This is a genomic window from Gemmatirosa kalamazoonensis, from assembly GCF_000522985.1.
Taxonomy (GTDB): Bacteria; Gemmatimonadota; Gemmatimonadetes; order Gemmatimonadales; family Gemmatimonadaceae; genus Gemmatirosa; species Gemmatirosa kalamazoonensis.
In genome coordinates, this window is sequence record NZ_CP007128.1 from 1,392,523 (window position 1) to 1,408,014 (window position 15,492).

11 protein-coding genes are annotated in these 15,492 nt (G+C 75.3%); 4 read left to right on the forward strand and 7 right to left on the reverse strand.

The window, feature by feature from the left end:
• Nucleotides 1-14 precede the first annotated feature (14 nt).
• The 4 genes from J421_RS06110 to J421_RS06125 all read right to left on the reverse strand — a co-directional run bounded on the left by J421_RS06110 (nt 15) and on the right by J421_RS06125 (nt 2,641).
• Nucleotides 15-755, reverse strand: coding sequence for a LytR/AlgR family response regulator transcription factor (locus J421_RS06110; protein ID WP_025410287.1), 741 nt, complete (start codon nt 753-755; stop codon nt 15-17).
• Nucleotides 752-1,915 (reverse strand): sensor histidine kinase, encoded by a 1,164-nt coding sequence (locus tag J421_RS06115; protein ID WP_025410288.1) that lies wholly within the window; start codon nt 1,913-1,915, stop codon nt 752-754. Before J421_RS06115 ends, J421_RS06110 begins: the two co-directional genes overlap by 4 nt.
• An 80-nt stretch (nt 1,916-1,995) precedes the next feature.
• Complete coding sequence (locus tag J421_RS06120) at nt 1,996-2,394, reverse strand: hypothetical protein (protein WP_148306177.1); 399 nt, start codon at nt 2,392-2,394, stop codon at nt 1,996-1,998.
• Nucleotides 2,387-2,641 (reverse strand): hypothetical protein, encoded by a 255-nt coding sequence (locus J421_RS06125; protein WP_025410290.1) that lies wholly within the window; start codon nt 2,639-2,641, stop codon nt 2,387-2,389. The genes J421_RS06120 and J421_RS06125 overlap by 8 nt, the downstream gene beginning before the upstream one ends.
• A gap of 88 nt (nt 2,642-2,729) precedes the next feature.
• Between J421_RS06125 and J421_RS06130 the strand changes: the two genes are divergently transcribed.
• From J421_RS06130 to J421_RS06145, 4 genes are all read left to right on the forward strand, one after another.
• Nucleotides 2,730-3,266, forward strand: coding sequence for an ECF-type sigma factor (locus tag J421_RS06130; protein WP_025410291.1), 537 nt, complete (start codon nt 2,730-2,732; stop codon nt 3,264-3,266).
• 18 nt (nt 3,267-3,284) lie between these two features.
• Entirely contained in the window at nt 3,285-6,440 is a 3,156-nt protein-coding gene (locus tag J421_RS06135) for a serine/threonine-protein kinase (RefSeq protein WP_025410292.1), read from the forward strand.
• An 11-nt stretch (nt 6,441-6,451) separates the two neighbouring features.
• Nucleotides 6,452-9,529, forward strand: coding sequence for a serine/threonine-protein kinase (locus tag J421_RS06140; RefSeq protein WP_025410293.1), 3,078 nt, complete (start codon nt 6,452-6,454; stop codon nt 9,527-9,529).
• 117 nt (nt 9,530-9,646) lie between these two features.
• Nucleotides 9,647-11,560: a pyrroloquinoline quinone-dependent dehydrogenase gene (locus J421_RS06145; RefSeq protein ID WP_104023041.1), complete on the forward strand. Its 1,914-nt coding sequence runs from the start codon at nt 9,647-9,649 to the stop codon at nt 11,558-11,560.
• A gap of 239 nt (nt 11,561-11,799) precedes the next feature.
• Here J421_RS06145 and thiO read toward each other — a convergent pair whose 3' ends face one another.
• From thiO to J421_RS06160, 3 genes are all read right to left on the reverse strand, one after another.
• Nucleotides 11,800-13,026: a glycine oxidase ThiO gene (thiO, locus tag J421_RS06150; RefSeq protein WP_148306178.1), complete on the reverse strand. Its 1,227-nt coding sequence runs from the start codon at nt 13,024-13,026 to the stop codon at nt 11,800-11,802.
• Nucleotides 12,983-14,635 (reverse strand): ABC-F family ATP-binding cassette domain-containing protein, encoded by a 1,653-nt coding sequence (locus J421_RS06155; protein ID WP_025410296.1) that lies wholly within the window; start codon nt 14,633-14,635, stop codon nt 12,983-12,985. Before J421_RS06155 ends, thiO begins: the two co-directional genes overlap by 44 nt.
• A gap of 108 nt (nt 14,636-14,743) precedes the next feature.
• Nucleotides 14,744-15,439 (reverse strand): HAD family hydrolase, encoded by a 696-nt coding sequence (locus tag J421_RS06160; RefSeq protein ID WP_025410297.1) that lies wholly within the window; start codon nt 15,437-15,439, stop codon nt 14,744-14,746.
• Nucleotides 15,440-15,492 lie beyond the last annotated feature (53 nt).

A 15,492-nucleotide genomic window follows, 5' to 3' on the forward strand; every position in this document is an offset into this window, starting at 1 on the left:
CCGCTCGGGACGCGCTACCCCAGCTCGAACGCCCCCGCCGTCTGCGCGCGGTATCGCCGACTCCACAGCAGCGCCGAGCCGTCGCCGAGCACGATGCGATAGTCGCCGTGCGACCACGGCTGCAGCTCGCGGATCGCGTCGAGCCGCACGACGTCGGAGCGGTTCACGCGCAGGAACGTCGCCGGATCGAGCCGCTCCGCCAGCGCGCCGATCGTGCCGCGCACGCGGAACGCGCCGCGCGCCGTGTGCAGCACGACGTAGTTGCGCTCCGCGCGCGCGAGCGCGATCGCGTCCACCGGCAGCAGATGGGCGCCGCGGTCGTCGTGCACGAGGATGCGCCGCAGGTAGCGGCCCGCCGTCGCGGCGACGAGCGAGGCGAGCGCCGACGGGGCGGCCCGGCGCGTGCGCGCGCGCTCCACCGCCTCGCGCAGCCGCGCCGGCGCGACGGGCTTCAGCAGGTAGTCGAGCGCGCGCACCTCGAACGCGCGCAGCGCGTGCTCGTCGTACGCGGTGACGAACACCGTGGCCGGCATGTGGTCGACGCCGACCGCGCCGACGACCTCGAAGCCGTCCATGATCGGCATGCGCACGTCGAGCAGCACGAGGTCGGGCGCGAGCGCGTCGATCCGCTCGGCCGCCTCGCGTCCGTCCGCCGCCTCGCCGACGACCGCGACGTCGCCCATCGCGCCGAGCAGCCGCACGAGCCGCCGCCGCGCCGGCGCCTCGTCGTCCGCGACGAGCACCCGGAGCGTCACGCGAGCGCCTCCGCGCGCAGGTCGTTAGGCACCGCGGCGCGCGCGGGAATGCGGATCACGACCTCCCAACCGTCGTGCGTGGGGCCGGCACGCATCGATCCGTCGTCGCCGTACAGGAGCTGCAGCCGGCGGGCGGTGGCGGAGAGGCCGGTGCCGCCGTCGGGCGTCGGGACTCGGGACTCGGGACTCGGCACTCGTGAGGGCGTCGAGTCCCGAGTCCCGAGTCCCGAGTCCCGAACCGTGAGCACGAGCGTCGCCCCCTCGCGCCGCAATGCCACCGCCACGCGCCCGCGCCCGATGCGCGACACGCCGCCATGGCGCACCGCGTTCTCCACGAGCGGCTGCAGCACCATCGACGGCACGAGCAGGTCGCCGACGTCGTCGGGCGCGTCGACGGTGACGTCGAGCCGGTCGCCGAAGCGGGCGCGCATCAGCTCGAGGTACTGCGCGAGGATCGCCAGCTCGTCGCGCGCCGGCACCTCGTGGGTGTGCGTCGTGCGCAGCGACGTGCGGAGCAGATCCGACAGGCGACCCAGCAGCGCGTCCGCGGCGTCGACGTCGTCGTACATCGTCGACGAGATGGTGTTCAGCGCGTTGAACAGGAAGTGCGGCTGGAGCTGCAGGCGCAGGTTGCTCAGCTCCGCGCGCAGCAGGCTGCGCTCGAGCGACGCCGCGCGCCGCTCGCGGTCGCGCTCCGCGAGCACGCTCTCCGCCAGCGCGAGCAGCGCGACCGCCGCGACGAACACCAGCACGTCGTTCGCGCCCTCGTATGCGTAGCGCGCCGCGGAGAACGCGTACTCGTACCCGGTCAGCCCGAGCAGCGGGGCGAGCGCGGCGCGCACCGCGATCATGAGCGTCGTGTGCACCGCGGAGAGCAGCACGAACCCCGCGAGGTACACGGCGAGCGTGCCGCGTCGCAGCGGACGCGCGAGCGGCCAGCGATGCGCGAGCCACGCCATCGCGGCGAGCGGGATCGCGGCGAGCAGCCCGCCCGTGACCTCGTTGAACAGCCGCTCGGCCACGTGCCCCGCGCGCCCGTCGGCGAGGTCGAGAAAGAGGAAGTACGTCAGCCGCACCACGAACACGCCGACGACGCCGAGCGCGACGCCGCGGCGCAGGGCGCGGGTGCTCAGCAGGCTGCGGGATCCGGCGGCGCTCATGCCCGGGAGTGTATCACGCGCGCGCCGCGTCGTGAGGGGCGCGGGACGAGCGGGACCAGCGCGGGACGAGCGGCACCGCGTTAGGCGGCGTGCGGCGGCGGCAGCACGAACGTGCGGCGCGCGACGTCGCTCTCCAGCAGCTCGGCCGGATACCACCGCGCGAGGCACCGCCGGTCGAGCAGCTCCGGCGCGGCGGCGGCGAACGCCGCCCACGTCGCCGCGCCGGTGCACACGCGGCGCTCGGCCACCAGCGCCAGGAACGCGACCGTGATCGTCGCGTGGTACCGCTCCGGCACGCCCGCGCGCGCGGCCATGCGCCGCAGCCCCGCCGCGTAGCGGGCGAGCGCCTCGTCGAACGGGTGGCGGGCGAGCATCTCGTACGCGAGGCGCACGTGCGCCGCGTGCGGGAACGTCGCCGGGTCGCGCAGCCCCGCCTCGAACGCCGCGAGCTCCGCGTCCACCGCGTCGGCGTCAGACATCGGGCGCCTCGCGCAGCTGGTGGCTGTCCGCGGCGGTCAGCGTGAGCCCGTAGACGGTCTTGAGCCGCTCGATCTGCTCCAGCGTGGCCGGCCCGAACGGCGCCTGCCCCTCGAACGCGTGCAGCACGATCCCCTCGAGCAGGTCGCCGAGCGACAGATCGAGGTATTCGGCCAGCCCCTTGAGGACCTTCAGGGTGCGCTTCTCGAGGCGCACCCCCGTCTGGACCCGCTCCACGTCGACGGCCATAATGGTACAATGGTACCACGGTAACATTCCCGTCAAGCGGCGCGCACATTTGCCACGCGCGTCGACCGCGCCCCATCTTGGCCGCACGATGAGCGAGCGGACCATGCCGGACGACCGCGGCCACGACGAGCTCGATCGGTTGATGCCCGCGGCCTACGACGAGCTGCGTCGCATCGCGCGCCGCGAGCTGCGTCGCCGCCCGGACGACACGCTCCGCACCACCGCGCTCGTTCACGAGGCGTACCTCAAGCTCGCCGACGCCGACGGCGCGGTGTGGCGCGATCGCCCGCACTTCCTCGCCATCGCGTCCGTCGCGATGCGCCGCATCCTCGTCGACCAGGCGCGCGAACGGTGCGCGGTGAAGCGCGGCGGCGGCCGCCGCGCCGTCACCCTCGACGACGACGGCATCGCGGTCGACGAGCAGGCGGAGTCGCTGCTCGCGCTCGACGAGGCGCTCACCCGGCTCGCCGCGACCGAGCCGCGCCTGGCGCACGTCGTCGAGTGTCGCTTCTTCGGCGGCCTCTCGGAGGAGGAGACCGCGGCGTCGCTCGGCGTCACCGCCCGCACCGTGCGCCGCGACTGGGTGAAGGCGCGCGGCCTCCTGCACCGCGCGCTGCGCGGCTGACCGCCACACCATCCGCGCGTGGCGCGCACCATCCCGCCCGAGCGCTGGCGCGCGCTGGAGCCGCTGCTCGACGGCGCGCTCACGCTCGCGCCGGAGCAGCGCGCCGCGTATCTCGATCGCGCGTGCGGCGCCGACGCGGCGCTGCGCGCGGAGCTCGAAGGGCTCGTCCGCGACTGCGAGGCCGGCGAGTCCCTGCTCACGCGCCCCGCCGCCGCGTACACGCCGCTGCCCGAGCCGTCCGTGCCGCCGCTGCTCGCGGATCGCTACCGCGTGCGCCGCGAGCTGGGGCGCGGCGGCATGGCCGCGGTCTACCTGGCCGACGACGAGAAGCACGGCCGTCCGGTCGCCGTGAAGGTGCTGTCCGCCGACATCTCGCACGCCATCGGCGCGGAGCGCTTCCGCCGCGAGATCGACGTCGCCGCGCGGCTGTCGCACCCGCACATCCTCCCGCTGCACGACTCCGGCGAGGACGCCGGATCGCTGTACTACGTCATGCCGTTCGTCGCCGGCGAGTCGCTGCGCGACCGGCTGCGCCGCGACGAGCGGCTTCCCGTCGTCGACGCGGTGCGCATCGCGCGCGAGGTCGCGCTCGCGCTCGACTACGCGCACCGCGAGGGCGTCGTACACCGCGACGTGAAGCCGGAGAACGTGCTGCTGCAGGACGGGCACGCCGTGGTCGCGGACTTCGGCATCGCGCACGCCGTCGCGCGCGGCGTCGGCGACCGCGTGACGGCGACGGGGCTCGTCCTCGGCACGCCGGCCTACATGAGCCCCGAGCAGGCCACCGCCGCGCACGACCTCGACGGCCGGAGCGACGTGTACTCGCTCGGCTGCGTGCTCTACGAGCTGCTCACCGGCCGCGCGCCGTTCGTCGGCGCGACCGCGCAGACCGTGATCGCGCGCCGCCTCACCGCGCCGCCCCCGGACCCGCGCGCGCTCCGCGCCGACGTGCCCGCGGCGCTGGCATCGGTGGTCACCCGCGCCATGGCCACAGACCCCGGCGACCGGTTCGCCACCGCCGCCGAGATGGCCGCCGCGCTCGACGGCGCGTCGCGCGGCATCTCGGCGGCCCGCGCGCGGCCGCGCGTGAACGGGCGCCTAACGACGTTGGGCGTCGGTGTCGTCGCGGTGGCCGCGGTCGCCGCGGGCGTCGCGGCCCTCGCCGCGTTGGGCCGGCGCGCGTCGTCGCCCGCGCTCGACGCGAACGTCCTCGCCGTCGCGCCGTTCGACGTGCTCGACCCGTCGCTCGCGCTGTGGAAGGAGGGCATGGTCGACGTGCTGTCGCGCACGCTCGACGGCGCCGGGCCGCTGCGCGCCGTCGCGCCCAGCACCGTCGTCCGGCGCTGGCACGGGCGTGCGGACGCGGCGTCGGCGCGCGCGCTCGGCGCGAGCACGGGCGCGGCGCTCGTGGTCTACGGCGGCATCGAGCGCGCCGGCGACTCGGCGCGCGCCACGATCACCGTCTACGACGCCGCGGCCGGGCGATCGTTGGGCGAGGCGGAGCGCGTCGACGTCGCGTCGCGCATGGACCGCCTCGCCGACTCCATCGCCGTCGCCGTGCTCCGCGAGCTGGGCCGGTCGCGTCCCGTCGGCGCGACGCGGCTCGAGGCGATGCGCGCACGGTCGCTGCCGGCGCTGCGCGCGTTCCTCGTCGCGGAGCAGTTCTATCGGCGGGCGCTGTGGGACTCGGCCCGCGTGCACTACGAGCAGGCGATCGAGCTCGACTCGTCGTTGGGCATCGCCTACACGCGGCTCGCCGAGTCGGTGTTCCGGGAACAGGGACCGGACGTGCACGAGAAGGTGGCCGCGCTCACGCGGCTCGCCCTCGCCCACCGCCGCGGCCTCCCGCCGCGCGACAGCCTCTTTCTCACGCTCGATTCGCAGTACCTGTCGGCCGTGCACCCCGCGACACCCAGCGCGCTCGTGGACGCGGCCCGCCCGCTCGTCGCGACGGCGGCGGAGCTGGTGCGCCGCTATCCGAGCGACCCCGAGGCGTGGCGCTACGACGGCGACGTGTGGCGCGACGTCGCCGGCGCGGTCGAGCTGAAGGCGGATCGTTCGATCCTCGCGCTCTACGACCAGGCCATCGCCGCGGACTCCTCGTTCGAGCCGGCCTACGAATCCGCGATCGATCTCTCGGGCGTGGTCGACGGCGCGCCGTCCACGCGTCGGTATCTGCGCGCGCTCACGGCGCGCGGCGCGACCGGCGACCTGGCGCAGTTCACGCGCCTCGTGACCGCGCTGCTCGACCGACCGCTTTCGACCGCCGAGGCGCGGCGCCTCGTCGACTCGCTGCCGCCTGCGGTCGTCCTGCGCGCGATGCTCGTGTTCCACACCACGCCCGACCAGACCGAGACCGCGGTGCAGCTCGGACGCGCGCTGCTCGAGCGGCACGCGACGACGCTCGACGCGGAGGATCTGTTCGGCGCGCGCATCTTCCTTCTCAGAGCGCTGCTGTTCCGCGGTCACCTGCGCGAGTCCGCGAAGCTGCTGCACGATCTGCCGTTCCTCGACCGTCCCGACTACGCCGAGCTGGCGACGTACGGCGTGGTGAACGCCGACTCGGCCGACGGCCGGTTCCGCACGTGGGTGCGACGCGGCGAGGTGCTCAGCGGCCTGTCGATGCTCGCGTTCTGGACGCAGCGCCGCGACGCGGCCGCGCTCGGCGCATACGCCGCGGCCGCCGATTCGGTCGGCCGCGCCGACCGGAGCCCGGTGCTGCGCCGACTCGCGACGTACACCGGGGCGGCGGCCCGTGCGTACGCGTCGCTCGCGCGCGGTGACAGCGCCGACGCGCTCCGCCGTTTCCGCGCGCTCGCCGACTCGACGTGTCCGACGTGCGACTGGGCGGGGATGCAGCGCGCGCGCCTCCTGCTCGCGGCCGGGCGCGACCGCGAGGCGGCCGATCTGATGGCCACCGCGTACGGCCACGCGCGGCTCCCGGTCACGACGAACACGCGCGACGTGCTGTGGGTCCTGCTGCGGGCGCGCGCCGCCGAGCGCCTGGGTCGCGCGCGCGAGGCAACCGACGACTACGCGTTCGTCGCCACCGCGTGGCGCACGGCCGATCCCGAGCTCGCGCCGTACGCGGCCGAGTCGCGCGCCGCGCTCGCGCGCCTGACGCCGGAGCGGCCCGCCGGCAGCGTGGTGCCGGCCCGGCCGCCGGGTCGTTAGGCAGGCGTGCGATGCCGCGCCGCATCCCGCTCGAGCGCTGGCGGGCGCTGGAGCCGCTCCTCGACGGCGCGCTGACGCTCGCGCCGGAGCAGCGCGCCGCCTATCTCGACCGCGCGTGCGGCGACGATCCGGTGCTGCGCGCCGAGATCGACTCGCTGCTGGGCGACTGCGAGGCCGCCGAGCGGCTGCTGACGCGTCCCGCCCTCGCGTACGTGCTGCCTGCCGAGCCGGCGGTGCCCGAGACGTTAGGCGGCCGCTACCGGGTGCGCCACGAGATCGGCCGAGGCGGCATGGCCACGGTCTACCTGGCCGACGACGAGAAGCACGGCCGCCCCGTCGCCGTGAAGGTGCTGCACGCCGCGTTCGCGCACGCCGTGGCCGCGGGGCGCTTCCGCCGGGAGATCGAGCTCGCGGCGCGGCTGTCGCACCCGCACATCCTCCCGCTGCACGACTCCGGCGAGGCGTCGGGGCTGCTGTACTACGTGATGCCGTACGTCGCGGGCGAGACGCTGCGACATCGGCTGCGTCGCGACGAGCGGCTTCCGGTCGTCGACGCGGTGCGCATCGCGCGCGAGATCGCGCTCGCGCTCGACTATGCGCACCGTGAGGGCGTCGTACACCGCGACGTGAAACCGGAGAACGTGCTGCTCGCCGACGGTCAGGCGGTCGTCGCCGACTTCGGGATCGCGCACGCGCTGTCCCGCACCGCGCTCGACACGCGCGCGGCCACGGGCCCCGTGATCGGGACGCCGGCGTACATGAGCCCCGAGCAGGCGCTCGGTCGGCGCGACCTGGACGGGCGGAGCGACGTCTACGCGCTCGGCTGCGTGCTGCACGAGATGCTGACGGGCGCGCTCCCGACACGCGCGGCAGGCTCGCCGGGGCCCCGCGTGCCCGCCGCGCTCGCATCGCTGGTCGCGCGCGCGACGGCCGACGATCCCGCCGACCGGTTCGCGACGGCCGGCGCGATGGCGGACGCGCTCGACGCGTCGCGGGCGACGGCGGCCGACGCCCCGGTCCGCGGCAGTCGGCGGCGCCGGGTGGGCGCGTGGATCGCGGCGGGAGCGACCGTGGCCGCGGCGGTCGCGGCCGTCCTCGCGTTAGGCAGTCGCGCCGCCCCCGTCGCGCTCGACGCCGACGTCATCGCCGTTGCGCCGTTCGACGTGCTCGACCCGTCGCTCGCGCTGTGGAAGGAAGGCATGGTCGACGTGCTGTCGCGCACGCTCGACGGCGCTGGCCCACTGCGCGCCGCCGCACCGACGACGGTAGTGCGCCGCTGGGCCGGGCGGGGCGATGCCGCGTCGGCGCGCGCGCTCGCGACGCGCACCGGGGCGGGGCTCGTCGTCTACGGCGGCGTCGTTCGCGCCGGCGACTCGGCGCGGGCCAGGGTGACCATCTACGACGCGCGCGCCGGCCGAGCGTTAGGCGAGGCCGAGCGCGTCGACGTCGCGGCGCGCATGGACCGCCTCGCCGACTCCCTCGCCGTCGCGATCCTCACGGAGCTCGGGCGCACGCGGCCGATCGCCGCGACGCGGCACACCGCCATCCGCGCGGCGTCGCTCCCGGCGCTGCGTGCGTTCCTGCAGGGCGAGCAGTTCCTGCGCCGCACGGCGTGGGACTCGGCGCGTGCGGCCTACGGGCGGGCGGTGGCGCTCGACTCCACGTTCGCGCTCGCCTACCTGCGCCTCGCGCGCGCCGACGAGTGGCTCGAGCGCACCGACCCGTCGATCGGCGACGCGCCGGTGACGTACCTGCGCCGCGCCCAGGCGTACGCCGCGCAGCTCGCGCCGCGCGACAGCGCGCAGCTCGACGTCGCGCTGCGCGAGCGCGCGGCGATGGCCGCTCCGACACGAGCGCGGTGGTATGGGGTCGTGGCACCGTACGTCGCCGCCGCCGACTCGCTCGTGCAGCGTTACCCGGACGACCCCGACGCGTGGATGGCGCGGGCCGAGGCCTGGTACCACGACGGGATGTGGGCGATGCCGAAGAGCGACCGCGAGGTCCAGCGCATGTTCGACCGCGTGATCGCGCTCGACTCGTCGTTCGCGCCGGCCTACGTCCACACGATCGCTCTCGCCGCGGCCGACGGCGCGCGGGCCGCGCGCCCGTACATGCGAGCGTATCTCGCACAGACGCACGGCGGCGGTGACGTGGCCGACGTCTCGCGCCTGACGCTCGCGCTGCTCGACGACCCGCGGCCGAGCGACCGCGTGCTGCATGCCCTCACCGACGCGCTCCCGGTACGCACCGTCATGTTCGGCGTGCAGCTGTTCAGCCGCACGCTCGATTCCGCGGAGACGGCCGTGCGGCTCGGGCGCCTGGTGCGCGCCCGCGTCGAGGCCGACGCGGGCGTGAAGCTCGACGTCGCCATGCGACGCACGCTCACGTACCCGCTCATGGTACGTGGCCACCTGCGCGAGGCGCTGCGCGCCGCGGAGCCACGCGACGAGCTGCGGGCGCCGTTCACCGAGCTGGCGGTGTTGGGCATCGTGCCGCTGGACACCGCGCGATCCACGTTCGCGCGGTGGCTGGCGCGGCGCGAGCTCACGGGCCACGGCAGCGAGATGCTGACGTTCTGGGCGGCGCGCGGCGAGCTGGCGTCGCTCGAGGCGTTCGCCACGGCGGCGGACTCGATGGCGCGCGCCGCCGGCTCGGAGCCGGAGCGCGCGGCCGCCCGCTCGCGGGCCGCGGCTGCGTCGGCGCTCCGATCGCTCGCCCGCGGCGACAGCGCCGACGCGCTGCGGCGCCTGCTCGCGCTCGACGACGCCCGCTGCCGCTGCGCGCTCGCCGCGGTCGCGCGTGCGGAGCTCCTCCTGGCGACGGGGCGCGCCGCCGAGGCGGCGCGGCGCCTCGACGAGCCGTTGGGCGTCGCGCTCGCGACCCGCGGCTTCGCCGACGTCTACTGGATGCTGCTGCGTGCGCGCGCCGCCGAGCGGTTGGGCCGCCGAAGCGCGGCGGCCGACGCGTACGCGTCCGTCGCGGCCGCGTGGCGAAACGCGGACCCCGAGCTCGCTCCGTACGCCGCGGAAGCGCGCGCCGCGCTCGCCCGACTCGGCGCGGAGCACACGGGCATCCCCGTGGCGCGTTAGGCGCCGGAGGGGCGGCGAGTCCGGACGCCGGTCCCGCCCCAGTCCCGCTCGTCCCCGGTTCGTCGATCCGGCGGGCCGCGCGCGCCAGCTTGCCGCGTGACCCCCGCCCACACGCTCATGCGCGCACCCTCGCTCTATCTCGCCCTCCTGCTGCCGTGCGCGGCCGCCGCCGCGCAGGACTGGCCCGTCTACGGCGGCGATCCGGGCGGCGCCCGCTACTCGCCGCTCGCGCAGATCGACCGCGCGAACGTCTCGCGTCTCGCCGTCGCGTGGCGCTTCCGCACCGGCGAGGCCGACGTCCCGCTGCGTCCGGGGCGGCGCATCTCGCTCGAGGCGACGCCGCTCGTCGTGCGCGGCACCATGTTCGTCTCCACGCCGTTAGGCAAGGTGTTCGCGCTCGACGCCGCCACGGGGCGCGAGCGGTGGCGCTTCGATGCGGCCGTCGATCCCGCGACGGGGTTCGGCGACTTCACGAGCCGCGGCGTGTCGTACTGGGTCGACGCGCGCGCCGCGCGCGCCGCGGACGGCACCGAATGCGCCGCGCGCGTCGTCGTCGCGACGATCGACGGTCGGCTCATCGCGCTCGATGCGTCGCACGGCACGCCGTGCGCCGGCTTCGGCGCGCACGGCACCGTGGATCTGCGCCGCGGCCTGCGCAACGCGCCGGGCGAGTTCGCCGAATACGAGGTGACGTCGCCACCGGCGGTCGTCGGCGACGTGCTCGTCGTCGGGTCGGCGGTGGCGGACAACGGGCGCGTCGACATGGCGAGCGGCGAGGTGCGCGGCTACGACGCGCGCACCGGTGCCCTGCGCTGGACGTTCGATCCCGTGCCGCAGGACCCGCGCGACGCGGCGTACGCGACGTGGGAAGGGCCCGGCGCGCACCGCACGGGTGCGGCGAACGCGTGGAGCGTCCTCGTCGCCGACACCGCGCGCGGACTCGTGTTCGTGCCCACGTCGAGCCCGAGCCCCGACTACTACGGCGGCGCGCGACTCGGCGACGACCGCCACGCGAACTCGCTCGTCGCGCTGCGCGCGGCCACGGGCGCCGTCGCGTGGGCGTTCCAGACGGTGCACCACGACCTGTGGGACTACGACAACGCCTCTCCGCCGGCGCTCGCCACCGTACGCGGCGTGCCTGCGGTGCTGCAGGCGACGAAGACCGGCATGCTGTTCGTGCTCGACCGCGTGACGGGCAAGCCGCTCGTTCCCGTCGAGGAGCGCGCGGTGCCGACGAGCACGGTGCCCGGCGAGCGTGCGTCGCCGACGCAGCCGTTCGGCATCGTGCTCAGCCCGCACGCGGCGCGCGCGGCCGACGCGTTCGGCGCCGACGACGCGGACCGCGCGTGGTGCCGCGCGACGATGGCCGCGCTCCGCAACGAGGGCATCTTCACGCCGCCGAGCCGCGAAGGGACGCTCGTGGTGCCGTCGAACATCGGCGGCGCGCACTGGGGCGGCGTCGCGGTCGACGCGGGCCGCGGTCTTGCCGTCGTGCCGGTGAACACGGTCGCCGCCGTGGTGCAGCTCATCCCGCGCGACTCGGTCGGCGCGCACGAGGACGGCTGGGAGTACGCGGCGATGCGCGGCACGCCGTACGTCATGCGGCGCCGCATCCTGCTCTCACCGAAGCGTGTGCCGTGCACGCCGCCGCCGTTCGGGGAGCTCGTCGCGGTGGACCTCGCCGCGGGCCGCGTGGCGTGGCGCGTGCCGTTAGGCACTCCGGGCCCGCTCGCCCCCGCCGGCATGGACTCGACGATGCTCCGCTCGCTGGGCTCCCCGAACCTCGGCGGCCCGATCGTCACCGCGGGCGGGCTCGCGTTCGTCGGCGCGGCGCTCGACCGCATGCTGCGCGCGTTCGACGTCGAGACGGGACGCGAGCTGTGGCGGGCACCGCTGCCCGCCGCCGGCAAGGCCACGCCGATGACGTACGCGGTGGGCGGTCGGCAGTTCGTCGCGATCGCGGCGGGCGGGGACAACGAGGTGTTCGGGCGCGGCGACGAGATCGTGGTGTTCGCGCTGCCGCAGCGGTGAGATGCAGCTCGTTCGGTTCACGCGGGGACGGCATTGAACCGCAGAGGGCCGCCGAGAACGACAACGGCCTTCTTACCACAGAGGACACGGAGGACACGGAGGAAACGAACAAGACGTGGTTCTCCTCCGTGTCCTCCGTGTCCTCCGTGGTTCAACACGAAGAGGCAGTCCTCTGCGGCCCTCCGCGACCCTCTGCGGCTCAAATGTCGTCCCATGGGACCCACGACTCGACGCGCGGCCTAACCGAATCGCTCCATCCCGAACCCCAGAGCCCACGACGGTAGCGCCCCATCGAGCACGAGCGCGGTGATCGCCTCCGCGGTGACGGGCGTGAGCAGGATCCCGTTGCGCCCGTGCCCCGTCGCGACGACGATGCGCTCGGTGAGCCTGCCTAACAGCGGCGCCCCGTCGAGCGTCATCGGCCGCACGCCGGCCCACGCGTCGTCGAGTGGGGCGTCGTCGAGCGTGGGCACGGCGCGGCGTGCGCCATCCAGCAGCAAACGCACACTCCCCGCCGTGACCGTCGTGTCGAACCCGCGCGCCTCCGACGTCGCGCCGACGAGCAGCCGGCCGGGACGCGGCACGAGATAGACGTCGCGGGTGAACACGACGTGGCGCAGCGGCGTCACGCCCGGCGTCGGACGGAGCGCGACCATCTGCCCCTTGAGCGGCGCGATGGGAATCGACGGCGCGCCCGGCACGCTGCCCGACCACGCGCCCGCCGCGAGCACGACGACGTCCGCGTCGACGCGTTCGACGTCCACCTCCGTGTGCTCGCGCACCGCCCCGCCGGCGCGCCGCACGGCCTCGGCGAGCGCCGCGACGAGCCGGCGCGCATCGACCTGGCGGTCGTTCGGGCAGAGCCGGGCGGCGACGACGGTGCCCGCGAGTGCGGGCTCCAGACGCGCCACCACGTCGCGCGCGAGCCACCGCTGCGCGTCGTCGCCCGCCGCGCGCCACGCCTCGTACGCGGTGCCTAACCGCTCGGCTTCCGCGGCGTCGAGCGCGACGACGAGCGTCCCCTCGGAGCGCGGCACGACGTCGATGCCCGCGGCATCCGTGAGCTCGCGCGCGAACGCGTCCCATCGCCCGAGCGCGCGCCGGCACAGCGCGTCGAGCGGCGTCCCCGCGGGGCCGCCGTGCCCCGCCGTCGCCGCGAGCAGCCCCGCCGACGCCCAGGAGGCGCCGCGGCCCAACGGCCCGCGGTCGTAGACCGTGACGCGGGCGCCGCGCTGGAGGAGCCGCCACGCGATCGAGAGCCCGATCGCGCCGGCGCCGACGATCGCGACCCGACGTGGAGACACTGTCATGCGCGCAATCTGCGCGGGCCATTGTGTCCGCGGCACCGGCGTGGCGCCGCGCACGACTCCACGTACGTGTCTCTGGAGGACTGAAGAAGGACTGAAGAGGGACTGTCCTCCTTCAGTCCTGCCGAAACTCGTACGTGGAGTCGTGCCCGTGCACACCGAGCCGCCGCTCCACGCCGACCGCGTCGAGGAACGTCGCGTCGTGCGACACCACGACGAGCGCGCCGTCGTACGCGGCGAGCATCTCCTCCACCGCGCGCAGCGAGTCGAGGTCGAGATGGTTCGTCGGCTCGTCGACGAGCAGCAGCTGCGGCGGACGCGCGGCGTGCAGGGCGATGGCGAGCGCGGCGCGCACGCGCTCGCCGCCGCTCAGCGCGCGCACCGGCGTGAGCGCCGCGTCGCCGCGGAACAGGTGCCGTGCGAGCGCGTGCCGACTCGCCTCCTCCTCGAGCTCGGGGTTCGCCTCGCGCATCGCGTCGAGCACGGTGAGCTCGGTCGGCAGTCGCGACCCCGCATGCTGGTCCACGTACGCCACGCGGTCGCGCTCGACGCCGAGCCGCACGGTGCCGGCGTCCGGCGCGAGCTCGCCGGCGAGCAGGCGCAGCAGCGTCGTCTTCCCGCTTCCGTTAGGCCCGACGATCGCGAGGCGCTCCGGCCCCACCACGGCGAGCGACACGCCGTCGAGCAGCGGCCGGCCGGCTCCTGGATGCGCGTAGCGCAGCGCGGTCGCCTCGACGACGAGCTTGCCGTCACGCAAGCCCGCGGGCGGCAGGCCGAGCGCCAGGCGCTCCCGGATCTCCACGCGGGTTCGCGCCCGCTCCACGCGCTCGCGCGCCTCGGCGATCGCGCGCTCGCCCGCCGCGTCGAGCCGCCCCGAGGTGCGCTCGCTCGTCTCGCGACGGATGCCGAGCATCACCTTCGGCATGTTCGCCGTCGCCGCGTCCTTGCGCCCACGGCTCGCGCGCCGCTGCTGCCGCTCCCGCGTCTCGCGCGCGGTGCGCTCGGCCCCCCGCAGCGAGCGGCGGGCGTCGGAGAGCGCGCGCTCGGCGGCGGCGGCTTCCGCGGCGCGCTGCGCGTCGTAGAGCGCCCACCCGCCGCCGTAGACGCGGGCGCCTAACGGTCCGAGCTCCACGATCCGGTCGACCCGCTCGAGCAGCGCGCGGTCGTGCGTGACCACGACGAGGCCCCCGCTCCACGAGTCCACGAACGCGTACAGCGCGTCGCGGCTCGGTGCGTCGAGGTCGTTCGTCGGCTCGTCGAGCGCGAGCAGCTCGGCGCCGGCCAGCAGCAGCGCGGCGAACGCGAGGCGCGTCGTCTCGCCGCCGCTCAGCGTCGCCACGGCGCGCCGCGCGTCGAGGCGCGCGAGCCCGAACCGGTCGAGCGCGGCCGCGATCTCGTCGTGCAGCGTCCACCGTCCGCCGACGTGGTCGAGGTCCGCCGCCGTTCCCTCGCCGGCGAGCACGCGGTCGAGCGCGTCGAGCACGTCGGCGACGCCGAGCGCGTGTGCGACCGTCGCATCCGCGGGGAGCGCGCGTCCCGGGTGCTGCGGCAGGTACCCCACGCGCGCGCGACGCTCGACGTGCCCGCGCGTCGGACGCAGCTCGCCGACGAGCAGCCGCAGCAGCGTGCTCTTGCCGACGCCGTTCGCGCCGACGAGCCCCGTGCGCTCGCGTCCGAAACCGAGCGTCACGCCGTCGAACAGCGTGCGGCCATCGGGGAGCGTGTAGGCGAGATCTTCGGCGGAGAGCAGGGTGGTGGAGGAAGGCACGGGAAGGTGCGCTGGTTCAGGACTCCACGTACGTGTTTCTGGAGGACTGAAGAAGGACTGAAGGAGGACTGAAGAAGGAGAACAACGAAAACTGGTGTCGGTCCTTCTTCAGTCTCTCTTCAGTCCTTCTTCAGTCCTACGAGAGCTCGTACGTGGAGTCCCGGACAGCATCTCCGGCAACCGCGTCATGTCGTCGAACGTCGTAGCGCCCAGCTCGGCCAGCGTGCCTGGATCCGTGCGCGCCGCGAAGCCGAGCACCGTCATCCCGGCCGCGACGGCCGCCCGCACGCCGAGCGGCGAGTCCTCGATCACGACGCATCGTGACGGATCGGCGCCCATCGCGCGCGCGGCGTGGAGGAACAGATCCGGGTGGGGCTTGCCGCGCGCAACGTCCTGCGCGCTGAAGATGCGCCCGTCGAATCGCGGCAGCAGGCCGGTGAGGCCGAGCGACAGGCGGATCTTCCGATGCTCGCCGCTCGACGCGACGCACGTCGGCAGCGACGCGTCCGCGATCGCGTCGAGCGCCGCCTCGATCCCCGGCACGGCGTGCAGCTCCGCGCGGAACGCGTCGGCCGTGCGATTGCGGAACGCGTCCACGAAACCGTCGGGCACCGGCCGCCCGAGCCGCTCGCCGACGATCGCCATGCACGACGCCATCGACCGCCCGACGTAGTCGCGCATCGTCTCCTCGAGCGTCGTCGCGAGCCCGAGCTCGTTCAGCAGATCGGTGAAGACACGGTTCGCGATCGGCTCGCTGTCCACGAGCACGCCGTCGCAGTCGAAGATGACGAGGTCCCAGCGCATGACGACAAGGTATCGGGACTCGGGACTCGGGACTCGGGACTCGTGGGGGAGCA

Bases quoted from the DNA above. Each gene is read 5' to 3' on its own strand.
- J421_RS06115 (WP_025410288.1), bottom strand. From the start codon at position 1,915: ATGAGCGCCGCCGGATCCCGCAGCCTGCTGAGCACCCGCGCCCTGCGC.
- J421_RS06120 (WP_148306177.1), bottom strand. From the start codon at position 2,394: ATGTCTGACGCCGACGCGGTGGACGCGGAGCTCGCGGCGTTCGAGGCG.
- J421_RS06125 (WP_025410290.1), bottom strand. From the start codon at position 2,641: ATGGCCGTCGACGTGGAGCGGGTCCAGACGGGGGTGCGCCTCGAGAAG.
- J421_RS06130 (WP_025410291.1), top strand. From the start codon at position 2,730: ATGAGCGAGCGGACCATGCCGGACGACCGCGGCCACGACGAGCTCGAT.
- J421_RS06140 (WP_025410293.1), top strand. From the start codon at position 6,452: ATGCCGCGCCGCATCCCGCTCGAGCGCTGGCGGGCGCTGGAGCCGCTC.
- J421_RS06145 (WP_104023041.1), top strand. From the start codon at position 9,647: ATGCGCGCACCCTCGCTCTATCTCGCCCTCCTGCTGCCGTGCGCGGCC.
- J421_RS06160 (WP_025410297.1), bottom strand. From the start codon at position 15,439: ATGCGCTGGGACCTCGTCATCTTCGACTGCGACGGCGTGCTCGTGGAC.